At 64.5% G+C, this 23,532-nt stretch carries 26 protein-coding genes; 15 read left to right on the plus strand and 11 right to left on the minus strand.

The features are described from left to right. Position 1 precedes the first annotated feature (1 nt). A complete protein-coding gene (gene ubiA / locus VITFI_RS02120) occupies positions 2-886 on the minus strand; it encodes a 4-hydroxybenzoate octaprenyltransferase (protein WP_089415608.1) in 885 nt (294 codons plus the stop codon). 103 nt (positions 887-989) lie between these two features. Between ubiA and acuI the strand changes: the two genes are divergently transcribed. Further along, on the plus strand, positions 990-1,976 hold the full coding sequence (gene acuI, locus VITFI_RS02125) for an acrylyl-CoA reductase (NADPH) (RefSeq protein ID WP_089415609.1): 987 nt from the start codon (positions 990-992) through the stop codon (positions 1,974-1,976). On the opposite strand, the gene VITFI_RS02130 is transcribed toward acuI, so the two are convergent. The 8 genes from VITFI_RS02130 to rfbB all read right to left on the minus strand — a co-directional run bounded on the left by VITFI_RS02130 (position 1,966) and on the right by rfbB (position 9,705). After that, positions 1,966-2,595, minus strand: coding sequence for a UPF0149 family protein (locus tag VITFI_RS02130; protein ID WP_089415610.1), 630 nt, complete (start codon positions 2,593-2,595; stop codon positions 1,966-1,968). The two genes, acuI and VITFI_RS02130, sit on opposite strands and share 11 nt — an antisense overlap. 5 nt (positions 2,596-2,600) lie before the next feature. Continuing rightward, complete coding sequence (locus VITFI_RS02135) at positions 2,601-3,944, minus strand: undecaprenyl-phosphate glucose phosphotransferase (protein ID WP_198301577.1); 1,344 nt, start codon at positions 3,942-3,944, stop codon at positions 2,601-2,603. A 126-nt stretch (positions 3,945-4,070) separates the two neighbouring features. Further along, complete coding sequence (locus VITFI_RS02140) at positions 4,071-5,528, minus strand: mannose-1-phosphate guanylyltransferase/mannose-6-phosphate isomerase (protein WP_198301578.1); 1,458 nt, start codon at positions 5,526-5,528, stop codon at positions 4,071-4,073. Positions 5,529-5,552: 24 nt separating this feature from the next. Beyond that, positions 5,553-6,092: a dTDP-4-dehydrorhamnose 3,5-epimerase gene (gene rfbC / locus VITFI_RS02145; protein ID WP_089415612.1), complete on the minus strand. Its 540-nt coding sequence runs from the start codon at positions 6,090-6,092 to the stop codon at positions 5,553-5,555. Positions 6,093-6,123: 31 nt separating this feature from the next. Continuing rightward, a complete protein-coding gene (locus VITFI_RS02150; RefSeq protein ID WP_089415613.1) occupies positions 6,124-6,726 on the minus strand; it encodes an OmpA family protein in 603 nt (200 codons plus the stop codon). Between the two features lie 80 nt (positions 6,727-6,806). Beyond that, complete coding sequence (rfbA, locus tag VITFI_RS02155) at positions 6,807-7,688, minus strand: glucose-1-phosphate thymidylyltransferase RfbA (RefSeq protein WP_089415614.1); 882 nt, start codon at positions 7,686-7,688, stop codon at positions 6,807-6,809. Positions 7,689-7,738: 50 nt separating this feature from the next. Beyond that, entirely contained in the window at positions 7,739-8,632 is an 894-nt protein-coding gene (rfbD, locus tag VITFI_RS02160; protein WP_089415615.1) for a dTDP-4-dehydrorhamnose reductase, read from the minus strand. A gap of 11 nt (positions 8,633-8,643) precedes the next feature. Beyond that, on the minus strand, positions 8,644-9,705 hold the full coding sequence (rfbB, locus tag VITFI_RS02165) for a dTDP-glucose 4,6-dehydratase (RefSeq protein WP_089417923.1): 1,062 nt from the start codon (positions 9,703-9,705) through the stop codon (positions 8,644-8,646). Between the two features lie 114 nt (positions 9,706-9,819). Between rfbB and VITFI_RS02170 the strand changes: the two genes are divergently transcribed. Next, complete coding sequence (locus VITFI_RS02170; protein WP_089415616.1) at positions 9,820-11,334, plus strand: DEAD/DEAH box helicase; 1,515 nt, start codon at positions 9,820-9,822, stop codon at positions 11,332-11,334. Next, entirely contained in the window at positions 11,334-11,711 is a 378-nt protein-coding gene (locus VITFI_RS02175; protein WP_157725528.1) for a VanZ family protein, read from the plus strand. Before VITFI_RS02170 ends, VITFI_RS02175 begins: the two co-directional genes overlap by 1 nt. On the opposite strand, the gene VITFI_RS02180 is transcribed toward VITFI_RS02175, so the two are convergent. Together VITFI_RS02180 and VITFI_RS02185 are read right to left on the minus strand one after the other, a co-directional pair. Further along, positions 11,657-12,454 (minus strand): SAM-dependent methyltransferase, encoded by a 798-nt coding sequence (locus VITFI_RS02180; RefSeq protein WP_089415618.1) that lies wholly within the window; start codon positions 12,452-12,454, stop codon positions 11,657-11,659. The genes VITFI_RS02175 and VITFI_RS02180 overlap by 55 nt on opposite strands. Then, entirely contained in the window at positions 12,451-13,065 is a 615-nt protein-coding gene (locus VITFI_RS02185) for a Maf family nucleotide pyrophosphatase (RefSeq protein ID WP_089415619.1), read from the minus strand. The genes VITFI_RS02180 and VITFI_RS02185 overlap by 4 nt, the downstream gene beginning before the upstream one ends. On the opposite strand from VITFI_RS02185, the gene VITFI_RS02190 reads away from it, so the two are divergent. The 12 genes from VITFI_RS02190 to VITFI_RS02245 all read left to right on the plus strand — a co-directional run bounded on the left by VITFI_RS02190 (position 13,064) and on the right by VITFI_RS02245 (position 23,488). Then, positions 13,064-13,660 carry a YceD family protein gene (locus VITFI_RS02190; protein WP_198301579.1) on the plus strand — a complete coding sequence of 199 codons (597 nt, stop codon included), beginning with the start codon at positions 13,064-13,066 and terminating at the stop codon, positions 13,658-13,660. The two genes, VITFI_RS02185 and VITFI_RS02190, sit on opposite strands and share 2 nt — an antisense overlap. Before the next feature lie 147 nt (positions 13,661-13,807). Next, positions 13,808-13,990 (plus strand): 50S ribosomal protein L32, encoded by a 183-nt coding sequence (gene rpmF, locus VITFI_RS02195; protein WP_089415620.1) that lies wholly within the window; start codon positions 13,808-13,810, stop codon positions 13,988-13,990. A 140-nt stretch (positions 13,991-14,130) separates the two neighbouring features. After that, positions 14,131-15,219: a phosphate acyltransferase PlsX gene (plsX, locus tag VITFI_RS02200; RefSeq protein ID WP_269768739.1), complete on the plus strand. Its 1,089-nt coding sequence runs from the start codon at positions 14,131-14,133 to the stop codon at positions 15,217-15,219. A gap of 38 nt (positions 15,220-15,257) precedes the next feature. Next, positions 15,258-16,247 carry a beta-ketoacyl-ACP synthase III gene (locus VITFI_RS02205; RefSeq protein WP_089415621.1) on the plus strand — a complete coding sequence of 330 codons (990 nt, stop codon included), beginning with the start codon at positions 15,258-15,260 and terminating at the stop codon, positions 16,245-16,247. Between the two features lie 56 nt (positions 16,248-16,303). Beyond that, positions 16,304-17,245, plus strand: coding sequence for an ACP S-malonyltransferase (gene fabD, locus VITFI_RS02210; protein WP_089415622.1), 942 nt, complete (start codon positions 16,304-16,306; stop codon positions 17,243-17,245). Continuing rightward, complete coding sequence (gene fabG, locus VITFI_RS02215; RefSeq protein WP_089415623.1) at positions 17,242-17,991, plus strand: 3-oxoacyl-ACP reductase FabG; 750 nt, start codon at positions 17,242-17,244, stop codon at positions 17,989-17,991. The genes fabD and fabG overlap by 4 nt, the downstream gene beginning before the upstream one ends. A gap of 89 nt (positions 17,992-18,080) precedes the next feature. Then, positions 18,081-18,320: an acyl carrier protein gene (gene acpP, locus VITFI_RS02220; protein ID WP_089415624.1), complete on the plus strand. Its 240-nt coding sequence runs from the start codon at positions 18,081-18,083 to the stop codon at positions 18,318-18,320. Positions 18,321-18,411: 91 nt separating this feature from the next. Beyond that, complete coding sequence (gene fabF, locus VITFI_RS02225) at positions 18,412-19,656, plus strand: beta-ketoacyl-ACP synthase II (RefSeq protein WP_089415625.1); 1,245 nt, start codon at positions 18,412-18,414, stop codon at positions 19,654-19,656. 18 nt (positions 19,657-19,674) lie between these two features. Then, a complete protein-coding gene (gene rpoE / locus VITFI_RS02230; protein WP_089415626.1) occupies positions 19,675-20,319 on the plus strand; it encodes an RNA polymerase sigma factor RpoE in 645 nt (214 codons plus the stop codon). A 78-nt stretch (positions 20,320-20,397) separates the two neighbouring features. Next, on the plus strand, positions 20,398-20,970 hold the full coding sequence (locus VITFI_RS02235; RefSeq protein ID WP_157725529.1) for a sigma-E factor negative regulatory protein: 573 nt from the start codon (positions 20,398-20,400) through the stop codon (positions 20,968-20,970). 74 nt (positions 20,971-21,044) lie between these two features. Continuing rightward, positions 21,045-22,055: a MucB/RseB C-terminal domain-containing protein gene (locus VITFI_RS02240; RefSeq protein ID WP_198301580.1), complete on the plus strand. Its 1,011-nt coding sequence runs from the start codon at positions 21,045-21,047 to the stop codon at positions 22,053-22,055. A 35-nt stretch (positions 22,056-22,090) separates the two neighbouring features. After that, on the plus strand, positions 22,091-23,488 hold the full coding sequence (locus VITFI_RS02245; protein ID WP_089415629.1) for a DegQ family serine endoprotease: 1,398 nt from the start codon (positions 22,091-22,093) through the stop codon (positions 23,486-23,488). Positions 23,489-23,532 lie beyond the last annotated feature (44 nt).

Consider the following 23,532-nt stretch of genomic DNA (forward strand, 5'->3'; position numbering starts at 1 on the left):
GTCAGCGCCAGTACGCCAACACGGTGCCAGCGAACACCGCTGCACCGACCCAATGGTTCAGGCGAAACGCACGGAAGCAGCCTTCTCGCGTGCGGGTGTGGATCAAGTGGTAATGCCACAGCACCTGCCCGAACGCCAAGCCGATGCCTGCCTCGTACACCAGGCCCAGCCCCAAAGTCAGACCCAAGCCGCCCCACAGCAGCAGATAGAGGCCATAAAACCCCATCACCCCGGCCACGTCCCAGCGCCCGAGGGTGATGGCGGAGGTTTTGATGCCGATTTTCAAATCGTCATCGCGGTCCACCATGGCGTATTCGGTGTCGTAGGCCAGCACCCAGCACAGGTTGCCGAGCACCAAGCCCCACACCAAACCCGGCGCCGTCAATTCACCCTGCACCGCCGTGAAGGCCATCGGGATGCCAAAACTGAACGCCACACCCAACACGGCCTGCGGCATCGCCACCACGCGCTTGGCATACGGGTAGAGCGCCGCCACCGCCACCGCTGGCACGCTCAACCAGATGGTCGGCGCGTTGGTGGTGAGCACCAAGGCGAACGCCAGCAGCGCCAACACCGCCCCGACGATCAGCGCTTCTTTGACACTCACGGCCCCGGAAGTCACCGGGCGCTGCGCCGTGCGTTTGACATGGCGATCGAAGCGCCGGTCGGCCACATCGTTGATGCAACAGCCTGCGGAGCGCATCAAGATGGTGCCCAAGGTGAACACCGTCAACAGGTGCCAACCGGGAAAACCACCCGCAGCAATCCACAAAGCAGCCAGCGTCGGCCACAGCAGCAGCAACCAGCCGGCGGGGCGGCTCCAGCGGATCAAATCGAGGTAAAGCGCCCAGCGGGCGGCCAAAAAGGAGGGGGACAGCGCATTCACGGCACGGGATTATCCTGCCGGAGACACCCACCCCTGGGCTCTGGTGCTACCGTTTCAACCTCAGACCGCTCGTACGGTTCACGATTCAACTGGAGACGTTTCGATGTTCAAAGCCTGGCTGCTCACTCAAGCCGCAGACAAAACCACCCACGCCGAACTGTGCGATCTGGACGATGCCGACCTGCCACCGGGCGAGGTCACGGTGCGCGTCACCCACTCGGCGCTCAACTACAAGGACGCGCTGGCTGTCACCGGCAAGGGCCTGATCGTGCGGCGCTGGCCCATGGTGCCGGGCATCGATTTGGCGGGCACCGTTGAAACCTCCGAGCACCCGGATTGGCAGCCGGGAGATGCTGTCGTCATCAACGGTTGGGGTTTGGGCGAAAACCACTGGGGCGGGCTGTCGCAAAAAGCGCGGGTGCGCGCTGAATGGCTGCTGCGCTGCCCGAGCGCCTTCAGCCTGCGCGACACCATGGCCATCGGCACCGCCGGCTACACCGCCGCGCTGTGTGTGATGGCTTTGCAACGCCACGGCTTGCAACCCGGTCAGGGTGACGTGCTGGTGACTGGTGCCGCTGGCGGCGTCGGTTCGGTGGCGGTGGCGCTGTTGGCGAGTTTGGGTTACCGCGTTGTCGCTTCGACTGGGCGCCCGCAAGAAGCCGAATACCTGCAATTCCTCGGCGCCCAAGACATCGTCGATCGGGCGGAATTCAGCACCCCGGGCCGGCCATTGCAGAGCGAACGCTGGGCCGGTGTGGTGGACACGGTCGGCAGTACCAGCCTTGCCAACGCCCTGGCAGCGACGCGCCACCACGGCGCGGTGGCCGCGTGCGGCCTGGCCCAAGGCGCCGATTTGCCGACCACGGTCATGCCCTTCATCCTGCGCGGGGTGACGCTGTACGGCATCAACTGCGTGCTGGAGAGCAAGGCCACACGCGAACAAGCGTGGGCGCTGTTGGCCCAGCACCTGCGCCCCGATCAACTCGCCCGCATGACGCACGACATTGGCCTGAGCGAAGTGCCGCAAACCAGCGCCGCGTTGCTCGCCGGTCAGGTGCGCGGGCGCACCGTGGTGGACGTCAACCGTTGAGCGCTTCGGGCCGTGCCAGCACCAGCACGGTGTCGAAAAAGGCGCGGCTGAGTTGGTCGCGCACTTCGAGATCGTCCAGCGCCTGGGTGGCGCCAGCGGGACGTTCCTCAGGCTCACCCCCCAGCAGCAGCAACGGCACGAACTGCGCACTCAGCGCCGGCTGATCCAGCCACGGCGCCCACGCCTCGCGGTTCAAGTCCATGGCTTGGAGGAAGCCGGTACACCAGTCGCCAGCGTCCACCCATTCCTCTTCGGCGGCCTCGTCCTCAGCCACGCTGACCACGGGTTGCCAAGCGTCCGGATGCTCCCGCAGTGCCACATCAAGGGTGCGCAGGTGGCGCAGCACCTGCACCACCACTTTTTTGCGCTGGCGTTGGCTCTCAAATGGGAACAGGCCGTCCGCACCATCACCGCCCCAGACCAGCGGCAACCAGTCCCCACCTTTGAGGGTGCGCCCCAGGCCGGGGCCGACCACCAATCCGGTGAGAAAACCGTCCAGGGCTTCGAGGTTCATCGCCCCGTCGGCGGGCAGTTCGGCGAGTTGGGCGTCCAGGGCATCGAGTTCATCGTCGCTCAAGGGGTCGGTGGCGACGCTGGGTTGGTAATCGGGATAGTTCATGCAAGTCAGTAAGCGGTTTGGTCACGGAAGACCAGTTTGATGGTGCGGGCGATGATGAGCAGATCGAGCCCAAGTGACCAGTTGCGCAAGTATTCCAAGTCGTATTCGACGCGGCGGGCCATTTTGTCCACCGTGTCGGTTTCACCCCGAAAACCGTTGACTTGTGCCCAACCCGTGATGCCCGGCTTGACTTTGTGCCGCGCCATGTACGACTTGACGAGTTTGCGGTACTGCTCGTTGTGCGCCACGGCGTGAGGTCGTGGGCCGACGATGCTCATGCGCCCCTGCAACACGTTGATGAACTGCGGCAGTTCATCCAAAGACGTGCGCCGGATGAACGCGCCAAACGGGGTGATGCGAGGATCGCCACGCGTGGCTTGCTGCACGACAGGGCCGTTGTCCATGGCCCGCATGGAGCGAAATTTGTAGACTTCGATGATTTCGCCGTCCAGCCCCGTGCGCTTTTGGCGAAAGATGACCGGCCCCGGTGAGCTGAATTTCACCCCCAATGCCACCACCAGCATGATCGGTGTAATGGCGGTCAGGATGCACAAGGACAACACAATGTCGCTGGCACGCTTGAGCAAGCCATTGAGGCCGGTAAAAGGCGTCAGCAGCAGGCCAACGACGGGCACGCCGTCCATGTCTTCCAAACGCCCTTGGATGATGTCCACCCCGTAGAGGTCGGGAACGAAGTGCAGCGAGGCCGTGGAGTTTTGCAAAGACTCCAGCAAGCGGGTGATGCGGGGCTGGGGGTTCAATGGCAGGGTCAGGTACACATCCTTGACGCCATGGGACTCCATGTAAGCCGGCAGATCATCCAACAAACCCAGCATGGGCATGTCGGAGGGAACCCCTCCGAGACGCTCGGCGGAGCGGTCATCAAAAATGCCCAAGAAGTCGTGCCCGTACTCGCGCCGCCGGATCAGCGCTGCCGCGACCCGCTGCCCCACACGTCCGCCACCGATCACCACCGCCGGGCGGCGTGCCTCTGGCCTCGACGCCGCCCGGCGGATGCCCCATGACCCCAGCAGTACCGCCAACCACTGCACCACCGGGGTGAAGACAGCCCATTGAATCAGCACCTCACGGGGAAAAACGCTTTGTGTGTGGGTGATGTACCCCAACAGTAAAAACGTGCAGAGCACCCCGATCCACGAGATCATGATGTTCACCAGCGTGCGCCATCGACCGGCTTTACCAAACCGGTTCGCGCCAGGGAACATCAACACCACCAACAGCAAAAGCTGGGCAATGACCTGGGTATCGAGGGGCCGCCCGGCCACCTGCTGGCAAGCCACCAAAATCCCCGCCGCCAGGGCCGGCTCCATGATGGATGCAACCACCACGGGAACACTCGGGGGAGCGCTGAGAAAGAGCTTGCGCGCGCTGCTGTGGTCTTCGAACATGCCTGAATTGCGTCGGAGACGGCACCCACCACAGGAGCCGTCGCGCTAAAAAATGGATCGAATCCGTCAGCTCGTGCGGCCGTAGGTGTCCTCGAAACGCACGATGTCATCCTCACCCAAATAGCTGCCGGACTGGATCTCGATGATCTCCAGCTCGACCTTGCCGGGATTGGCCAAACGGTGAACCTCACCCAACGGGATGTACGTGCTCTGGTTCTCGGTCAGCAGCATCTTGCGCTGCCCACAAGTCACCTCGGCCGTGCCGCTGACCACGATCCAGTGCTCGGCGCGATGATGGTGCATTTGCAGGCTCAGGCTGGCCCCCGGATGCACCATGATTCGCTTGACTTGGAAACGTGGGCCCATGTCGATGCTGTCGTACCAGCCCCACGGGCGATGCACTTTGCGGTGCAAGGCATGCTCGCTGCGGGTGGCCGTGTCCAGGCGAGACACGATTTTTTTCACGTCTTGGCTGCGATTGCGATCGGCCACCAGCACCGCGTCCGGGGTTTCGATCACCACCAAGTCGTCCACGCCCAGCGTTGACACCAACCGACTCGTCGCATGCACCAGGGTGTTGCGGCTGTCTTGCAGCATCACATCCCCGACGGCGCTGTTGCCTTGCGCATCCTTGCTGGCCACTTGCCACACGGCATCCCAAGCGCCCAGGTCGTTCCAACCGGCGTTCAGCGGCACCATGCGAATGTCAAAGTCGCTGCCAGGGCAATGCTCCATCACCGCATAGTCCACCGATTCGGATGGCACAGCCGCGAATGCCTCGCGGTCTGGCCGCACAAATCGGGCGTCGATTTGGCGACCTGCCCAAGCATGGCGGGTGGCCCGGGCGATGTCTGGCCGGAACGTCTCCAGGGCCTGAAGCCACACCGATGCCCGCAACACGAACATGCCGCTGTTCCAGTGGTAATGCCCGTCGGCCACGTAGCGCTCGGCTGTGGCCAGATCCGGTTTCTCCACAAACTGGGTGACACGCGCCGCCGACGCCTGCGCCCCGGCATCCGGCTCCGAACGGATGTAGCCGTAGCCCGTTTCTGGCCGATCGGGCGTGATGCCCAGCACCACCAGCGATCCGTGGGCAGCCACGCGCACCGCCTGTTGCAGCGCTGTGGTGAAAACCGCCAAGTCCGCCACGGTCTGATCCGCAGGTGTGACCACCATGACAGGATCGGCACCCTGCTCCAAGGCATACAGCGCCGCCAGGGTCACGGCAGGCGCCGTGTTGCGCCCCATGGGCTCCAACACGATCGAACCCGGCTCGACTTGGATTTCATGCAACTGTTCCAGCGCCAAGAACCGGTGTTCAGAATTCCCCACCACCAGCGGCGCTTGCACGCGAAACTCCGGGGAATCGAGTCCGTTGATGCGCTGCGCAGCTTGCTGAAACAGCGAGGAATCACCCGACAGAATCAAAAATTGCTTCGGAAAACCCGCCCGCGACAGCGGCCACAAGCGCGAACCACTGCCCCCCGCCATGATGACGGGCAGCACCGAGACTTTTTCGGTCATGTTATTCACTTCAATCGAATGGAATCACAGGTCGCGCAGCCAACTGGCCGCAGCGTCCTTGGCCGACAGTTGCGGGGCCATGCCCACATCCGGCCACTGGATGTTCAAGTCTGGATCGTCCCAACGCACAGCGCCTTCGGCGCTTGGGGCGTAGTAGTCGGTGGTCTTGTAGAGAAAGTCTGCACTGTCGGACAGCACCAAGAAACCGTGCGCCAAACCCGGCGGAATCCACAACTGGCGGTGGTTCTCCGCCGTCAATTCGACCCCCACCCAGCGACCGAACGTCGGGCTGTCCCGGCGAATGTCCACCGCCACGTCAAACACAGCGCCGGCTGCCACACGCACCAGCTTGCCCTGAGCGTGGGGGGCTTTCTGGAAGTGCAGGCCGCGCAACACGCCTTTGGACGAACGTGAATGGTTGTCCTGAACAAACTCCAGCGCCCCGCCCACTGCCTCCCGGAAAATGCGCTGGTTGAAGCTTTCCATGAAGAAGCCTCGCGCATCCCCAAACACTTTGGGCTCAAAAATCAGAACATCGGCAATGGCCGTTTTTTCAACTTTCATGGTGTGGTCAGAAAAGTAGGATTGTGGCCGCTCATTCACCGACGCGAATTTCGACACGCCGGTTGTCATCGGCAGCGGGATCATGGGGCAGCAAAGGTTTGTCCGGCCCGAAACCATAGGCGCTGATGCGCTCGGGGGCCACGCCAGCTTGCAGCAGATAGCGCCGCACCGCAATCGCCCGAGCGCACGACAACTCCATGTTGCGCTCACGCGCACCCGTGTCACTGGTGTGCCCGGCGATGATGAAACGTCGGTTCGCCAAATCCGGGCTCTTGAGTGCTTGCGCCAGTGTGCGCAACATCTGGCGGCTCGACGCGCCCAGGGCGTCCGAGTCATTGCCAAACGTCACCGCCAGATCGACGTGGGCGGCCTGAGGAGCGTAGGCCACCACCTCCAAGTTGCGTGTTCCGGTGCTGCGTGCTGCTGAAGGGGCGGTTTGTGTACACAAACCGTCTTGCGTGGGCGGCTGGGTACGGGCAAAACCACGCGTCAATCCGCCCCCCGCTGGAGACGCGGACAGTGCCGCTTTCAGCTCTTGGACGCTCGGATTCCTCAGCGGGGCCGTCTGGGCCAACGCCAGACCACTCATTCCCAAACAAGCCACCAGCAGGCCGACGGGCAGAGATGTACGCATGATGTCCTCCACTTGGCAAACCGTGCCCGATTCTGGCCCAAGACTGCGGCCGCCCCATCTGACCGGATCAGGGCCCGGGGTCAAAACACCCGTTCGCGCAACACCTGCTGTAAATACTGGCCATACCCGCTCTTGGACAGCGGCTTGGCCAGCGCTTCCAATTGCGCATCATCGATCCAGCCCTTGCGCCAGCAGATTTCCTCGGGGCAGCACACCTTGAGGCCCTGGCGCTTTTCCAGCGTTTGCACAAAGGCACTGGCTTCGAGCAGGCTGTCGTGGGTGCCGGTATCGAGCCAAGCGTCGCCCCGGCCAAAAATCTGCACATCCAGCTCACCTGCTTCCAGGTAAACGCGGTTCAGATCGGTGATTTCCAGTTCACCACGCGGGCTGGGTTTGATGGCCTTGGCACGCTCGACGACTTGTTGGTCGTAAAAATACAACCCTGTCACGGCATAACGGCTCTTGGGCGCCTTGGGTTTTTCTTCCAAGCTGATGGCGTGGCCGTGGGCATCAAACTCAACGACGCCATAACGCTCTGGATCGGTGACCGGGTACGCGAACACCGACGCTCCGTTGGGCCGGGCGGCAGCGGCTTCCAGACGCTTGCCCAGCTCGTGGCCGTAAAAAATGTTGTCACCCAACACCAGGGCGCTGGGCGCACCGGCGAGGAATTCTTCACCGATCAGGAAGGCTTGTGCCAGACCGTCCGGGCTGGGCTGTACGGCGTAGGTCAGCTTGATGCCCCAGCGCGAGCCGTCGCCCAGCAACTGCTCGAAGCGCGGCGTGTCTTGCGGGGTGCTGATGATGAGGATGTCGTTGATGCCCGCCAGCAACAGGGTGCTGAGCGGGTAGTAAATCATCGGCTTGTCGTACACCGGGATCAGTTGCTTGCTGATGGCCAGCGTGGCCGGGTGCAGCCGGGTGCCCGAGCCCCCAGCGAGGATGATGCCTTTGCGTTGCATAGGGAAACCTTGCAGAAATGCGGAATGTGAAACGGCCAATGGGCGGCGGGTTACTGGAACACCTCGGTCAACATGCGATCGACGCCCGCCTGCCAGTGCGGCAGCGTCAGGTCGAAGGCGTGGCACAGTTTGGCGGTGTCCAGGCGCGAATTCAGTGGCCGAGCGGCGGGCGTTGGGTAAGCGCTGGTCGGAATGGGGCGAATCGCCTCCGGTGCCACCTTGATCGGCTTGCCATGCGCCCGCGCCCATTCAATGACGTGCCGGGCGTAACCGTACCAACTGGTTTCACCACCCGCCACAAGGTGATAGGTGCCGCTCAGCGTCGGATCGACCAGCAAGCGGCGGATGGCATGGGCCGTCACGTCGGCCAGCAAATCGGCCCCGGTGGGGGCACCGATCTGGTCGTCGATGACGTTGAGCGCATCGCGCTCGGCAGCCAAACGCAGCATGGTGCGGGCGAAGTTGCCGCCGCGTGCCGCAAACACCCAGCTCGTGCGGAAAATGGCATGGCGGCAGCTGCTGGCACGGATCAGCTCTTCGCCTTCGAGTTTGGTGCGGCCATAGGCGCTCAACGGCGCGGTGGGCGCGTCTTCGGCACGCGGTGCTTGGCCGGAGCCGTCAAACACGTAATCGGTGCTGTAGTGAATCAGCAGCGCCCCGATGGCAGCGGCTTCACGCGCCAGCACGCCCGGCGCCAAGGCGTTGATGGCCCGGGCCAGCTCGGGCTCGCTTTCGGCTTTGTCCACCGCAGTGTGGGCGGCGGCATTGACGATCACCGTTGGCCGCACCGCTTGCACGGTGGCAGCGAGGGACTCAGGGCGGCTGAAGTCCCCGGCCAGCTCGGTGCTGTCGTGATCCAGGGCGACGATCTCGCCCAGCGGGGCCAACGCCCGCTGCAACTCCCAGCCGACTTGCCCGCCCTTGCCCAGCAGAAGAATTTTCATGGTGAAACCTCTCAGCTGCGGGCGGCGTAGTTGGTGCTGACCCAGTCCTTGTAGGCGCCGCTTTGCACCTCGGCCACCCATTCGGCGTTGGCCAAGTACCACTCGACGGTCTTGCGGATGCCGGTTTCAAACGTCTCCGCCGGACGCCAACCCAGCTCGCGCTCGACCTTGCGGGCGTCGATGGCATAACGACGGTCGTGGCCCGGGCGGTCGGTCACGTAGGTGATGAGGCGGCTGTAAGGGCCGGCGGCATCGGGCTTGAGTTCGTCCAACAGCGCGCACACCGTCTTGACGATGTCGATGTTGGCCTTCTCGTTCCAGCCCCCGATGTTGTAGGTTTCACCCAGGCGGCCACCGGCCAGCACGGCGCGAATGGCGCTGCAATGATCCTTCACGTACAGCCAATCGCGGATTTGCTGGCCGTCGCCGTACACCGGCAGCGGCTTGCCGGCCAGGGCGTTGACGATCATCAGCGGGATCAGCTTCTCGGGGAAGTGATAAGGGCCGTAGTTGTTCGAACAGTTGGTCGTCACCACGGGCAGGCCGTAGGTGTGGTGCCAAGCGCGCACCAAATGGTCGCTGGCGGCTTTGCTGGCCGAATACGGGCTGTTCGGCTCGAACGGATTGGTTTCGGCGAACGGCGGATCGGTGGGTTTGAGCGAGCCGTACACCTCGTCCGTGCTGACGTGGTGGAAACGAAAGGCTGTTTTCTCGTCGCCTTGCAGCGTGTTCCAGAACGCCCGGGCCGCTTCCAGCAGCGTGAACGTGCCTTCGACGTTGGTTTTGATGAACTCGCCCGGGCCGTGGATGGAGCGATCCACATGGCTCTCCGCCGCGAAGTGAACGATGGCTCGCGGGCGATGGGTGGTCAGCAACTGATCGATGAGCGCCCGGTCACAGATGTCCCCTTTGACGAACACATGGCGCGCATCGCCTTCGAGCGACACCAAGTTGCGCAGGTTGCCAGCGTAGGTCAGGGCATCCAGGTTGATGACGGGTTCATCGGACTGGGCGAGCCAATCCAGGACGAAATTGCTGCCGATGAAACCAGCGCCGCCGGTGACCAGAATCATGTCAAATTCCCTCGAAAAACGCGGCCCCAAACCGCCGCTCATTTGAAACTGCCGGAGCAATCTCCCCAGCAGCGGCAGTGTACCGATGATGCGCGGCAACGATAATGCTGGCCAATGACGATCGAATCCCTAGCCTGTGCGGCCCAGGCAGACTCCGCTGCCGCATCTTCTCCCCCTGCGGCACCCGCGCGTTTTGACACCCTGCCGCTCGACGCCAAGTTGTTGCGTGCGGTGGCCGATCAGGGCTATGCCTTCATGACGCCGATCCAAGCCAAGGCCATTCCTGTGGTGCTGGCTGGGCGCGATGTGATGGGCGCTGCCCAAACCGGCACGGGCAAAACCGCCGCGTTCTCCATCCCGCTGCTGCAAAAGATGATGCGGCACGAAAACGCCAGCGCTTCGCCCGCCCGCCATCCCGTACGCGCCCTGGTGCTGGCCCCAACGCGTGAGCTGGCCGACCAAGTTGCCAACAACGTCAAGGCCTACGCCAAGCACAGCAACCTGCGGGTGGCCGTGGTGTTCGGCGGGGTGGACATGAAACCGCAAGCGGCTGAATTGAAAGGCGGCGTCGAGGTGCTGATCGCCACGCCGGGCCGGCTGTTGGATCACATTGAAGCCAAGAACTGCGTGCTCAACCAAGTCGAATACGTCGTGCTCGACGAGGCCGACCGCATGTTGGACATCGGCTTTTTGCCCGACCTGCAACGCATCCTCAGTTACCTGCCCCAAGGCAACCGCCAAACGCTGCTGTTTTCGGCCACGTTCTCGCCCGAGATCAAAAAGCTGGCGGGCAGTTACTTGCAAAACCCTGAGCTGGTCGAAGTCGCCCGGCCCAACGCCACGGCCACCAACGTTGAGCAGGTGTTCCTGAGCGTCAGCGAGGACGACAAGCGCCGCGTGATCGTCAAACAGTTGCGTGAGCGCAACATTCCGCAAGCGATTGTGTTCGTCAACTCCAAGCTCGGCGCAGCGCGGCTGGCCCGTTCCTTCGAGCGCGACAACCTGCGCACCGCCGCCCTGCACGGCGATAAGAGTCAAGACGAACGGCTGAAGTCCCTCGCCGCCTTCAAAGCTGGCGAAGTGGATGTGCTGGTGGCCACCGACGTGGCCGCACGCGGCATCGACATCGCCGACCTGCCCGCCGTGTTCAACTTCGACGTGCCGTTCAACGCCGAGGACTATGTACACCGCATTGGCCGCACCGGTCGGGCAGGGGCATCGGGGGTGGCGATCACTTTGGTGACGCACGAGGACGCCCGCCTCATCGGCGAGGTCGAAAAGCTCATCAAAAAGAAAATCGAGCTGCAAGCCGTGGAGCTGGACGACGATCGACCGCGCCGCAACACCTGGCGCCGCCGTGAGGACGAAGACGAACGCCCCTACGACGCCGCCGCCGGTACCAGCTACGCGTCGCCGCCCCCGCCGCGCAGCAGCGGCCCACGCCGTTCGTCTTACTCCCCGCGTGACCCGTTCTTCGACCAGCCCTACGTCCCGCAGGCGTCGAACGCGCCCGCTGCCTGGGAAAACACCGACCCGGTGGTGCCCACGCCGTCGCACGCCCGGATGTCCCCCAACATCCGCCCGAAGCGCAAACTGGCCGCGCTGCTGGGCGGTGGCCCGAAAGCGTGATGCCCCGACGCATCCGGCCCTGGCTGTGGCGGGCCGTGCTCCTGCTGCTGTTGCTGGTGGGCTGGCAAATCGCGCTGGCCCCCGTGACTTCCCACGCACCGGATTGGTTTGAAAACGCTGACAAGGTGCGTCATGCCGGCGCGTTTTTCATCTTTTGGTGCGTGGGCGCCCCCGGATTTGCGCGATCACGCTGGCTGTGGCTGGCCGGGGGGTTGCTGGGGTACGGCGCGGCCATCGAAATCGGGCAGGGCCTGCTCACGACAGATCGTGATGCATCTTTTGCCGACTGGATCGCCGACGCCCTGGGCTTGGCGTTGGGGCATCAGGTTGCCAACCACATGAAGACCGCTGGTAGTTTGTCGGGCAAGTTCCGCTGAGGCTCGGGCAAACGGCGCCAATCCGCCACCTTGAGGGTGCGGCACCAGCCGTCGGCGCTGGTCAAGCCGCACGCCACGCTCAGGCGCGTGCCCGGTTGCAAGTGCTGCAACAACGCAGCCAGCACGGGCGTGTTGCGATAAGGCGTTTCGATCACCAGTTGCGTTTGCCCTTCTTGGCGCGAACGCTGCTCCAACTCGCGGATGCGCTTGGCGCGGCTGGCGGCGTCCTGCGGCAAATAGCCCTCAAACGCGAACCGCTGGCCGTTGAGCCCACTGGCCGCCAAGCCCAAGGTGAGCGAGCTGGGCCCAGGCAGCGGCTCCACCACCACCCCCAGCGCGTGCGCCTGCTGCACCAACACCGCCCCCGGGTCGGCCACGGCGGGCAGACCGGCTTCGGACAGCAGCCCGACGTCCTCGCCCGCCAGCGCCGGCGCCAGCAGCTCGCGCCAAGCAGCGCTGTCGTCCCCCGACGCGCCGGGCGCCGCCGTAGCCCCCTTGCGCGGGCGCGGCAGTTCTCGAATGGACAAGGTTTGCAGCGGCGCCACCAACGGCACCACGGCTTCGACCCGCTTCAGAAAGGCCCGGGTGGTTTTGGCGTTTTCCACCGCCCAATGCCGCAAGCCCGCTGCACGGCGCACCACGCCAGCGCTGAGGATGTGCTCGATGGGCTCGGGGGCAGCACCCAAATCCAGGGTGTTGGGCACCAGCACCAGCCGGCCCAAGGGTGTGGCGGCGCGGTTCATTGGGCGCAGCGCAGCACGTCCAACCCCGCTTCGCGCAGCAACCGGGTGGTGTGGATCAGCGGCAGACCGATGAGCGCCGTCGGGTCGTCTGACTCGATGGCGTCCAGCAGGCCGATGCCCAAGGTTTCGCATTTGGCGCTGCCGGCGCAGTCATAGGGTTGCTCCAGGCGCAGGTAGCGCTCGATGTCCTCCTCCGACAGCGGGCGGAACGTGACGCCCACCGGCGCCAAGTGGCTGCGGGTGAAGCCGGTGTCGGCGCGCACCACGGCGATGGCAGTTTGAAACACCACCGTCCGCCCGCTCATGCGGCGGAGCTGGGCCACGGCGCGCTCATGCGTACCGGGTTTGCCGATGGGCTCACCGTCCAGATCGGCCACTTGGTCGGCACCAATCACCACCGCCTGCGGATGCAGCACCGCCACGGCCTGGGCCTTGGCCAACGCCAGGCGGGTGGCCAAGGAGGCAGGCATTTCACCCGGCTGAGGAGTTTCGTCCACCTGAGGCGAGGCGACGGCAAAAGGCACACGCAGGCGCTCCAGCAATTCGCGCCGGTAGCGGGAGGTCGAGCCCAAAATGAGTTCGGGAACGGAAGGCAGAGCAGAAGCAGTCATGGCGGCGATTGTCCCCCGCGCCCGTACACTGACGGGGATGAAGCACAAACCCCTCGATCCTCGGCGGCTGGACGTGGCCGCGCTGGCGCAACGCGCCGAACAGCTCTCGGGTGAATGGCCGTTGGCCGATTTGGAACGGCTCGCCGACGCGGCTGTCACCAGTGCGCCCACGTTCGCCAGCAGCGTCGTGCGCTGGCAGGTGACGGGGGATGCGCGCCCGGTCAAGGGCGGCGCCGCCGAGATTTGGATGCACATCGCTGCCGAAGTGACGCTGCCGCTGTGCTGCCAACTGTGCCTCGGGCCGGTGGCCACCGAAGTGACGGTGGATCGCTGGTTGCGCTTCGTCGCCGATGAAACACAGGCCGCCGCCTTGGACGCCGATTCTGAGGATGACGTGCTGGCCCTGTCCCGCGAGCTGGACGTGCGCGAGTTGATCGAAGACGAGCTGCTGCTGGAGTTGCCCTTGGTGCCGACGCACGAGGACGAATGCCCAGAGCCCCTGCCCCGCCCCGCCGACGACTTGGACGAAACCAACGACGAAACCCCAGCCGCCAACCCCTTCGCCGCCCTGGCCGCACTGCGTAAACCGAATTGAGTCCCAGGGTGCTATAATCGCCGGCTTTTCCGATTTCAGTGGCCGTGATCCGTGCCTGGCCCTTTGGGGTGCGCGGGTGGTGCCTGTGAAGTCGTCTTCGACCCAACATCTGCCTCGCCGGGGAATCCGGCGCTCCAGGAGCATCCCATGGCTGTTCAGCAAAACAAAAAGTCGCCTTCCAAGCGCGGCATGCACCGTTCGCACAACGCCCTGACCCAACCGGGCACCGCGATCGAAGCCACCACCGGCGAAATCCACCTGCGCCACCACATCAGCCCGACCGGCTTCTACCGTGGCCGCAAGGTTCTGAAGACCAAGGCCGACGCCTGATCGTCTGGGTTGAGGCGCGCATCCCCACGTCGGATGCGCCCGTGATTCCCCTGTCTGCCCGTGTCCTCCCGGCTGCTTGTTGGCAGGGTGACGCGGGCTTTGTCATCTGGGGCTGCTGAATCATCGAGAGCTGTGCCGTCGTGTCTTCCTCCCTTCCTCTGAAACCGCTGGAGCGTGTGCGCATCGCCGTGGATTGCATGGGCGGTGACCATGGCCCTTCCGTGACGCTGCCAGCCTGTCAAGCATTCCTGACGGCCCACCCCGATGTCGAACTGGTGCTGGTCGGTACCGCCGACGCCTTGGCCCCGGCGGCGGCGTGGCCGCGCTGCACGCTGGTGACAGCCAGCGAGGTCGTGGCCATGGACGATCCAGTGGAAGTGGCCCTGCGGCGCAAGCGCGATTCGTCGATGCGCGTGGCCATCACCCAGGTCAAACCCGATGCAACGGGCCTCACCCGTGCCGATGCGTGCGTGTCCGCCGGTAACACCGGAGCGCTCATGGCAGTGGCGCGCTACATCCTCAAGACCTTTGACGGTATCGACCGCCCCGCCATCGCCGCCATGTTGCCCAACTCGACCGGGGGCTTCACCAAGGTGCTGGATTTGGGCGCCAACGTCGATTGCTCGGCCGAACACCTGCTGCAATTTGCCATCATGGGCAGCGCCCTGGTGGCAGCGCTGGACGGCAAAAACGCCCCCACGGTCGGCCTGCTCAACATCGGCGAAGAAGACATCAAGGGCAGCGAAGTCATCAAGCGTGCCGGTGAACTGCTGCGTCAAGCTGGCGCCGCTGGGTTGATCAACTTCCAGGGCAACGTCGAAGGCAACGACATCTTCAAAGGCACCACCGATTTGGTGGTGTGCGATGGTTTCGTCGGCAACGTCGCCCTCAAAACCGCCGAAGGCCTCGCCAGCATGATTTCCGGCTTCATCAAGGCCGAATTCACCCGCAACGCCTGGACGCGCATCGTGGCGCTGGTGGCCTTGCCGGTGCTCAACCGCTTCAAAGGCCGGGTCGATTACCGCCGTTACGGCGGCGCCACCCTGCTGGGGCTGCGCGGCTTGGTGTTCAAAGCGCACGGCTCCTCGGATGCGTTCGCCTTCCAGAACGCCTTGCAGCGCGCTTATGATGCCGCCCGCAACCGCATGCTCGATCAAGTGCGAGACCGGGTCGTCAGCGCCTTGCAGGCCATGCCCGCTGCGCCGGACACCGCCCGTCAAGCCGCTTGAGCGCTCGGACGCACAAAACAACACTCGCTTTGAATCCGATGTCCCAGCCTTCTTCCCGCTACGCCCGCATCACGGGCACTGGCAGCGCGCTGCCGACCCGCCGCGTCACCAATGCGGACATGGCCGCTGAACTGGCCCAACGCGGGCTGGAAACGTCGGATGAGTGGATCGTCGAGCGCACCGGCATCCGGGCGCGCCATTTCGCCGCCCCCGACCAAACGTCGAGTGACCTGGGCGCCGAAGCCGCCCGCCGGGCCATCGAAGCCGCTGGACGTCAAGCACAAGATGTCGATCTGATCATCGTCGCCACGTCCACGCCGGACATGGTCTTCCCCTCCACCGCCACCATCGTGCAACGCAAGCTCGGCATCCAAGGTTGCCCGGCGTTTGACGTGCAGGCGGTGTGCTCGGGTTTCATTTACGCCCTGTCGGTGGCGGACGCGATGATTCGCACGGGCGCGGCCAACTGCGCCCTGGTGATCGGTGCCGAAGTGTTCTCGCGCATCCTGAATTTTGAAGACCGCACCACCTGCGTGTTGTTCGGTGACGGCGCCGGCGCCGTGCTGCTGGAAGCTTCGGCCGAACCCGGCATCCTCGCCACCAAACTGCATGCCGACGGGCGTTACCGCGAAATCCTCGAAGTGCCGGGCACCGTGTCGGGCGGCCAAGTCATCGGTTCGCCGCTGTTGACGATGGACGGCCAAGCGGTGTTTAAACTCGCCGTGACTGTGCTGGGTGAAGTGGCCAACGAAGTGCTGGAAGCCGCAGGCCGCAGCGCCGCCAGCGTGGATTGGCTGATCCCGCACCAAGCCAACGTGCGGATCATGCAAGGCACCGCCCGCAAACTAAAACTGCCGATGGAAAAAGTGGTGGTGACGGTGCAAGAACACGGCAACACCTCGGCGGCCTCCATCCCGCTGGCCCTGGATCAGGCTGTGCGCGCCGGCCAAGTGCAGCGCGGCCAAACCCTGCTGCTCGAAGGCGTGGGCGGCGGCTTCACCTGGGGCGCGGTGCTGCTGGACTTCTGAAGCCCGCTCCGGCAGCGCGCTTCGGCCCTTCCCCCTCAACCGACAACCCTCACACCATGACTGCGTTTGCGTTCGTTTTCCCCGGCCAGGGCTCCCAGGCCGTGGGCATGCTCGACGTCTGGGGCGATCACCCGGCGGTGGCCGCCACGTTGGCAGAAGCCTCGGCCGCTTTGGGCGAAGACATCGGCGCCCTGATCAAAACCGGCCCGAAAGAACAACTCGACCTCACCACCAACACCCAGCCGGTGATGCTGACAGCGGGCATCGCCTGCTATCGCGCTTGGTTGGCCGAAGGCGGCGCCGTGCCCGCCGCCGTAGCTGGTCACTCGCTCGGCGAGTACACCGCCCTGGTGGCCTCCGGCGTGCTGACCCTGGCCGACGCGCTGCCCCTGGTGCGCCTGCGTGCCCAAGCCATGCAAGAAGCTGTGCCGGTGGGCGTGGGCGCAATGGCGGCCATCCTCGGCCTGGACGCTGAAGCCGTGCGCGTCGGTTGCGCCGAAGCCAGCGCTGCGGCGCCGGGTGAAGTCGTCGAAGCGGTGAACTTCAACGATCCGAAGCAAACCGTGATCGCGGGTAGCAAAGCCGGCGTGGCCAAGGGCTGCGAGGTGCTGAAGGCCAAGGGCGCCAAGCGCGCACTGCCACTGCCGGTGTCCGCGCCGTTCCACTCCAGCTTGATGAAGCCGGCTGCCGAGCGCCTGAAGGCCCGTCTGGCCGAAATCACCCTGGCTGCCCCGCAAATCCCGGTGGTGAACAACATCGACGTGGCCGTGCAAACCGACGCCGACGCCATCCGCGATGCGCTCTACCGCCAAGCTTTCGGCCCGGTGCGTTGGGTCGAAGTGGTGCAAGCGCTGTGTGCGCGGGGCCTCAGCCACATTTACGAGTGTGGCCCGGGCAAGGTGCTGTCGGGCATGGTCAAGCGCATCGACGCTGAAGCCATCACCGCCTGTGTGTTTGATCCGGCCACGCTGGCCGACGTGAAGGGAGCCCTCGCATGAGCGCCGTTTCGACCCAAGGTCAAGTCGCCCTCGTGACGGGTGCCACCCGTGGCATTGGCCGCGCCATCGCCCTGGCCCTGGCCGCCAAAGGCATGAAAGTGATCGGCACCGCCACCAGCGAAGCGGGTGCCAACGCCATCACCGATGCCCTGGCTGAATTTCCTGGCTGCAAAGGTGTGGTGCTGAACGTGAACGACGCCGCCGCCTGCGACGCCCTCATCGACACCGTGGCCAAAGAAAACGGTGGCCTGCATGTGCTGGTGAACAACGCCGGCATCACCCGCGACACCCTGGCCATGCGCATGAAGGACGAGGACTGGGATGCGGTGCTGGACACCAACCTCAAAGCCGTCTTCCGCCTGAGCCGCGCCGTGATCCGCCCGATGATGAAACAGCGCTATGGCCGCATCGTCAGCATCACGTCGGTGGTGGGCGCTTCGGGCAACCCGGGGCAGGCCAACTATGCTGCCGCCAAGGCCGGACTGGCCGGCATGACACGCGCCCTGGCGCGTGAACTGGGCAGTCGGGGCATCACCGTCAACTGCGTCGCGCCGGGTTTCATCGCCACCGACATGACGGAAGTCCTGCCCGAAGATCAGAAAAAAGCCCTGATGTCGCAGATTCCGCTGCAACGCCTGGGCCAACCGCAAGAGATCGCTCATGCGGTCGCCTTCCTCGCTTCCCCGGAAGCGGGTTACATCACCGGTTCTGAACTGCACGTCAACGGCGGCATGTTCATGAACTGAGGTCATGGCCGGAGACCTTGCGCCGGGAGCCCCGGCGTAGAATCCGGCCCGTTTTCACGCCAACCCCCTCGTCTGGAGGAGTCAAAGTCATGAGTATCGAAGCACGCGTCAAGAAGATCATTGCCGAGCAACTGGGTGTTGCCGAAGAAGAAGTCACCGCTGAAAAGTCCTTCGTGGCCGATCTGGGCGCCGACTCGCTGGACACCGTCGAGCTGGTGATGGCCCTGGAAGACGAATTCGGCATCGAAATTCCTGACGAAGAGGCTGAGAAGATCACCACCGTCAAGGCTGCCATCGACTACGCCGTCGCCAACTCGGCTGCGGCTTAATCAGCGGGCAGCGCTGCACCCCCCAGCCGCTTCGGTCGGCCTTGGGATGCGGCGCCCGCTTTGTTTTCCACGATCCTGACTGTCTGAACGCATGACCCGTCGACGTGTCGTCATCACCGGCCTGGGGCTCATCAGCCCGGTCGGTAACACGGTGGCTGAAGGCTGGAGCAACCTGCTTGCGGGTCGTTCTGGTATTGGCCCGATCACCAAGTTTGATGCCTCGGGCATCACGTGCCGCATTGCGGGTGAAGTCAAGGGCTTCAATGTCGGGGATTACATCCCCGCCAAAGAAGTCAAGACGATGGACACCTTCATCCATTACGGCATCGCAGCGGCGGTTCAGGCTGTGCAGGACGCCGGTCTGCCCACAGGTGCGGAGCTGTCCGAAGAAGCCGCCGAACGCATTGGCTGCATGATCGGCTCTGGCATCGGTGGTCTGCCGGAAATCGAATCCACCGCGCGCATGGTCGTTGACCGTGGCCCGCGACGCATTTCCCCCTTCTTCGTGCCGGCCTCGATCATCAACATGATCTCCGGGCACGTTTCCATCCGCTTCGGTTTCACCGGCCCGAACATGGCCGTGGTCACGGCTTGCACCACGGGCTTGCACTGCATCGGTGAAGCCGGCCGGTTGATCGAATACGGCGACGCCGATGTCATGGTGGCCGGTGGCGCAGAAGCCACGGTGTCCATGCTCGGCGTGGGCGGTTTCGCCTCGGCCCGTGCCCTCTCGACCCGCAACGACGACCCGGCCACCGCCTCGCGTCCGTGGGACAAAGACCGCGACGGCTTTGTCCTCGGCGAAGGCTCCGGCGTGCTGGTGCTGGAAGAGTACGAACACGCCAAGAAGCGTGGCGCCAAAATCTATGCTGAACTGATCGGTTTCGGCATGGGCGCCGATGCCTACCACATGACCGCGCCGAACGTGGACGGCCCCAAGCGTTCGATGAAAGCGGCCCTGCGCAATGCTGGCATCAACGCCGATCAGGTGCAGTACCTGAACGCGCATGGCACCTCCACCCCGCTGGGGGACGTGAACGAAACCAATGCCATCAAGTTGGCGTTCGGTGATCACGCCCACAAGCTGGTGGTGAACTCGACCAAGTCCATGACCGGCCACTTGCTGGGCGGTGCAGGCGGTGTCGAATCGCTGTTCACGGTGCTGGCGCTGCACCACCAAGTTTCGCCGCCGACGATCAACCTCTTCAACCAAGATCCCGCCTGCGATTTGGACTACTGTGCCAACACCGCCCGCGAGATGAAGATCGACATCGCGGTGAAAAACAACTTCGGCTTCGGTGGCACCAACGGCACGCTGGTGTTCCGTCGCATCTGAGCGCACGGGCCCCCGGGTTTGACCGACTCCGCGCCGCCATCGCCGCCGCCGCTCTCGCCGGACGCGCAGGCCGACGCCCTGCTGGTCGAGCGCGTCAAGCAGGGAGACCAGCGGGCGTTTGAGCTGTTGGTCGTGAAGTACCAGCGGCGCATCGAACGCCTGATTGGCCGCATCGTGCGGGACACCGATCTGGTGTTCGACTTGGCCCAGGAAACCTTCATCCGGGCCTACCGCGCCTTGCCTCAGTTCCGAGGCGAGAGCGCTTTCTACACCTGGCTGTACCGCATTGCTGTCAACACAGCCAAGAAGGCGGCGGTTGAGCTGGGGCGCGATCCGGTGTTAACCGAATCGGCTTTGAACACCGAAGACGAGGATGAGGAAACTTCCCGCCGCCGTCCGGAACCAACCGACACCGCCACGCCAGATGCCGTGCTGGCCAGCAAGCAGATCGCAGCCACCGTGAACGCAGCCATTGATGCGTTGTCGGAGGATTTGCGACAAGCCCTCACCTTGCGAGAGATTGAGGGCTTGAGCTACGAGGAGATCGCTGAGGTGATGAACTGCCCCATTGGGACGGTGCGTTCGCGCATTTTCCGTGCCCGTGAGGCGGTCGCTCAGCGGCTGCGTCCGTTGCTGAACACACGTGAGGGTGAGCGGTGGTGAGCGCCAGGGGGGGTCGTGGACTCTCGATCCCAGACCAGCGCCGCAATGTCAGATCTCTGGGAATGGTGGGGTGATGGGATGAATGCTCAGTCTTCTGCAAGTGATCCGGTGCCATCCAGGCAGCAGTTGTCGGCCTTGATCGATGGCGAGCTGGCACGCGAGGACGTGGCCCGGCTGTGTCAGGACTGGCGCGACGATGCCGAGCTGCAAGAGGCGTGGCACGCTTGGTCGGTGGTGAGCGATGTGATGCGCTCTCAGGAGCTGGCCGCCGCTGTGCCGCGTGATCGCCCCCTGCTGGCGGCCATCCAAGCCCGTTTGGCGCAAGAACCCGTGGTGCTGGCCCCCCAGGCAGCACCTGGGCTCTCGCACCGGTTGGGCTGGCGCATGCCAGCCGCCATGGCTGCGGGATGTGCCATGGTGGTGGGCGCTTTGTGGGTGTCCTCTCAACCGGCTGATTTGCCCGAGGTTTGGCAGGCCCTGCGCGGCCCGTCGGCACAGGACGTCGTCCGCGCAGCGGCCTCCGCCTCGTCAGCCGACGGTTGGAAAACCGCAGACTACGTCCAGGCACACCGCCAATACGCCCATGTTCCTGGGCTGGCCACGCCAGATGGTTTTCAGCCCGTGGTGGCGACCACCGGCACCAGCCGCTGACTCCCTCCCCCACAATGGCACCGCACCGTGAACCGACCCTGAGGCCCCTGTGGTCAAGCGTTTCCCTCGGGGGCTTGCTGGTCACCAGCTTGGTGTGTGGCTCGCCCGCTTGGGCTGAACCCTCCGCTGCCAGCACGGCCCGATCACCCAGCAGCGCCAGCGCTGAACGTGTCCCCGAAGCCTCTGAGTGGCTGCACCGCATTCGCCAAGCTGCGATCCAACGCAGCTACCAAGGCACGCTGGTGGTCACGGGCAGTGGGGGCGTGTCCAGCAGTCGCGTCGCCCACGTCGTGCAGGGCTCGCGCCGCACCGAACGCATCGATGCCCTGGCCGGCGAAGCCCACAGCTTGGTGCGCCAAGATGGCATCACACGCAGCGTCTGGCCCCACAAACAGATGGTGATCGAGGAAGCCCACGACCGCCAAGTGCTGTTCCCCGGCCTGCCCGACGAAGCCGATGAGCGTGTGCTGACTTGGTATGAACTGCGGCCCGTTGGCACCGACCGGGTGGCGGGTCACGATGCCATCGTGCTGTCGCTGCAAGCACGCGACCCGCTGCGTTTCAGCTTTCGGCTTTGGGTCGAGCGCCACAGCCACCTGCTGCTGCGCCTCGACACCTTGGACGCCAACAGCCAAACCCTCGAAAGCACCGCTTTCAGCGATTTGACCCTGGATGTGCGCCCCACCCCTTCCTCTCGCCCCGGTGACTGGCCTGCCGCTTGGCGGCACTACCGCGTGGTGCGCTCTGTCCACCAAGACACCCAATTGGCCCAAGAAGGCTGGGCCTTGAAAGCCCTTCCCCCGGGGTTTCGCCAAGTCAGTTGCAGCCGGCGCACCTTGACACCTGGCGGCAGCGCCCATCCTCATCCTGTGTTACAGGCGATGTTTTCGGATGGTCTGGCGCATGTTTCACTGTTTGTTGAATCCGGTGCCCCTCCCGGGCCTGCGCAAGAATCCCGGCACGTCCTCGGAGCCACCCACATGCTGCGCACGCACGTCGAAGGGCACTGGCTCACCGTGGTGGGGGATGTTCCGCCCGAGACTTTGCGGCGTTTTGTCACAGCGCTAGAGCGCAAACCGCGATGACCTCTGTTTTCGACGCTCTCAGGAGACCGGCTCATATGTTGAAGTGGGTTTCGTCGGTGGCACTGGCCGCCACCCTGGCCACCGCAGGTGGTTGGACATCGGCACACGCACAAGCCGTGCGGGGTTTGCCAGATTTCACGGAACTGGTCGAACAAACCGGCCCCTCCGTGGTGAACATCCGCACTTTGGAAAAAACCCGCGATGCGCGTGGCAACGTGCCGAATCTGGAGGAGTTCTTCCGCCGTTTTGGCATCCCGCTGCCCAACAACCGCTCGCCGTCGGACAACGACGATGACGCGGCACAACGCCGGGGCATCGGGTCGGGTTTCATCCTCAGCGCCGACGGTTTCATCATGACCAACGCCCACGTCGTGGACGGAGCCGATGAATTGATCGTGACGCTGGCCGACAAGCGCGAGTTCAAAGCCCGCGTCATCGGCGCTGACAAACGCAGCGATGTGGCCGTGGTCAAAATCGACGCCCAAAGCCTGCCCGCCGTCAAAATCGGCGATGTGAACCGGCTCAAGGTCGGGGAATGGGTGATGGCCATCGGCTCGCCCTTCGGTTTGGACAACACCGTCACCGCCGGCATCGTCAGCGCCAAGCAGCGCGACACGGGCGAACTGCTGCCCCTGATCCAAACCGACGTGGCCATCAACCCTGGCAACTCCGGCGGGCCACTGATCAACCTGCGCGGTGAGGTGGTCGGCATCAACTCGCAGATTTACAGCACGTCGGGGGGCTACGCGGGCATCTCGTTTGCCATCCCGATCGACGAGGCGATGCGCGTGTCGGATCAACTGCGCCAGCACGGGCGCGTCATCCGGGGGCGCATCGGCGTCAGCATCGCCCCTGTCACCAAAGAGGTGGCCGAGTCGCTCGGGTTGGGCCAAGCCGTGGGTGCCCTGGTGCGTGGCACCGAACCCGGCACCCCTGCCGACAAAGCCGGGTTGCAAGCGGGTGACATCATCGTCAAAGTCAACGGCAAAACCGTGGAGAAGTTCGGCGACTTGCCCCGCATCATCGCAGCCGTGCCGCCCGGCACCCGCATCACGCTGAACGTGTTCCGCAAGGGCGCTTACCGCGACGTAGCGCTCACCGTGGCCGAATCCGAAAGCGAAGCCAGCCCCGCCGCCAGCACCCCCGACGCCGCGCAAAAGACCCCGCTGGGATTGAGCGTCTCCACCTTGCCCGAAGCCACGCGGCGTGAGCTGCGCGTGCCAGGTGGCGTGAAGGTTGAAGCCGTTGAAGGTGCGGCGGCCCGGGCGGGCTTGCGCGAAGGAGACATCGTGCTATCGGTGAACAACACCGACGTCACCGATGCGCGACAGTTCGCCGCCTTGGTGAGCAGGCTGGATCGCAACAAGCGGGTCACCCTGCTGGTGCGCCGGGGCGAATGGGCCAATTACGTGGTGATCACGCCCGAGCGCTGACCCGGGCCTGAGCGCCCGAACTACAATGGGTGGCCCAACGCAAG

The sequence above is a fragment of the Vitreoscilla filiformis genome, assembly GCF_002222655.1.
In the GTDB taxonomy this organism is placed as follows: Bacteria; Pseudomonadota; Gammaproteobacteria; order Burkholderiales; family Burkholderiaceae_C; genus Ideonella; species Ideonella filiformis.

Bases quoted from the DNA above. Each gene is read 5' to 3' on its own strand.
- VITFI_RS02130 (WP_089415610.1), bottom strand. From the start codon at position 2,595: ATGAACTATCCCGATTACCAACCCAGCGTCGCCACCGACCCCTTGAGC.
- rfbA (WP_089415614.1), bottom strand. From the start codon at position 7,688: ATGCAACGCAAAGGCATCATCCTCGCTGGGGGCTCGGGCACCCGGCTG.
- VITFI_RS02245 (WP_089415629.1), top strand. From the start codon at position 22,091: ATGTTGAAGTGGGTTTCGTCGGTGGCACTGGCCGCCACCCTGGCCACC.
- VITFI_RS02235 (WP_157725529.1), top strand. From the start codon at position 20,398: ATGAATGCTCAGTCTTCTGCAAGTGATCCGGTGCCATCCAGGCAGCAG.
- VITFI_RS02175 (WP_157725528.1), top strand. From the start codon at position 11,334: ATGCCCCGACGCATCCGGCCCTGGCTGTGGCGGGCCGTGCTCCTGCTG.
- fabG (WP_089415623.1), top strand. From the start codon at position 17,242: ATGAGCGCCGTTTCGACCCAAGGTCAAGTCGCCCTCGTGACGGGTGCC.
- VITFI_RS02190 (WP_198301579.1), top strand. From the start codon at position 13,064: ATGGCGGCGATTGTCCCCCGCGCCCGTACACTGACGGGGATGAAGCAC.
- fabF (WP_089415625.1), top strand. From the start codon at position 18,412: ATGACCCGTCGACGTGTCGTCATCACCGGCCTGGGGCTCATCAGCCCG.
- fabD (WP_089415622.1), top strand. From the start codon at position 16,304: ATGACTGCGTTTGCGTTCGTTTTCCCCGGCCAGGGCTCCCAGGCCGTG.
- VITFI_RS02180 (WP_089415618.1), bottom strand. From the start codon at position 12,454: ATGAACCGCGCCGCCACACCCTTGGGCCGGCTGGTGCTGGTGCCCAAC.
- acuI (WP_089415609.1), top strand. From the start codon at position 990: ATGTTCAAAGCCTGGCTGCTCACTCAAGCCGCAGACAAAACCACCCAC.
- VITFI_RS02205 (WP_089415621.1), top strand. From the start codon at position 15,258: ATGTCCCAGCCTTCTTCCCGCTACGCCCGCATCACGGGCACTGGCAGC.
- VITFI_RS02185 (WP_089415619.1), bottom strand. From the start codon at position 13,065: ATGACTGCTTCTGCTCTGCCTTCCGTTCCCGAACTCATTTTGGGCTCG.
- VITFI_RS02140 (WP_198301578.1), bottom strand. From the start codon at position 5,528: ATGACCGAAAAAGTCTCGGTGCTGCCCGTCATCATGGCGGGGGGCAGT.
- rfbC (WP_089415612.1), bottom strand. From the start codon at position 6,092: ATGAAAGTTGAAAAAACGGCCATTGCCGATGTTCTGATTTTTGAGCCC.
- rpmF (WP_089415620.1), top strand. From the start codon at position 13,808: ATGGCTGTTCAGCAAAACAAAAAGTCGCCTTCCAAGCGCGGCATGCAC.
- acpP (WP_089415624.1), top strand. From the start codon at position 18,081: ATGAGTATCGAAGCACGCGTCAAGAAGATCATTGCCGAGCAACTGGGT.
- VITFI_RS02170 (WP_089415616.1), top strand. From the start codon at position 9,820: ATGACGATCGAATCCCTAGCCTGTGCGGCCCAGGCAGACTCCGCTGCC.
- rfbB (WP_089417923.1), bottom strand. From the start codon at position 9,705: ATGATTCTGGTCACCGGCGGCGCTGGTTTCATCGGCAGCAATTTCGTC.
- rfbD (WP_089415615.1), bottom strand. From the start codon at position 8,632: ATGAAAATTCTTCTGCTGGGCAAGGGCGGGCAAGTCGGCTGGGAGTTG.
- VITFI_RS02150 (WP_089415613.1), bottom strand. From the start codon at position 6,726: ATGCGTACATCTCTGCCCGTCGGCCTGCTGGTGGCTTGTTTGGGAATG.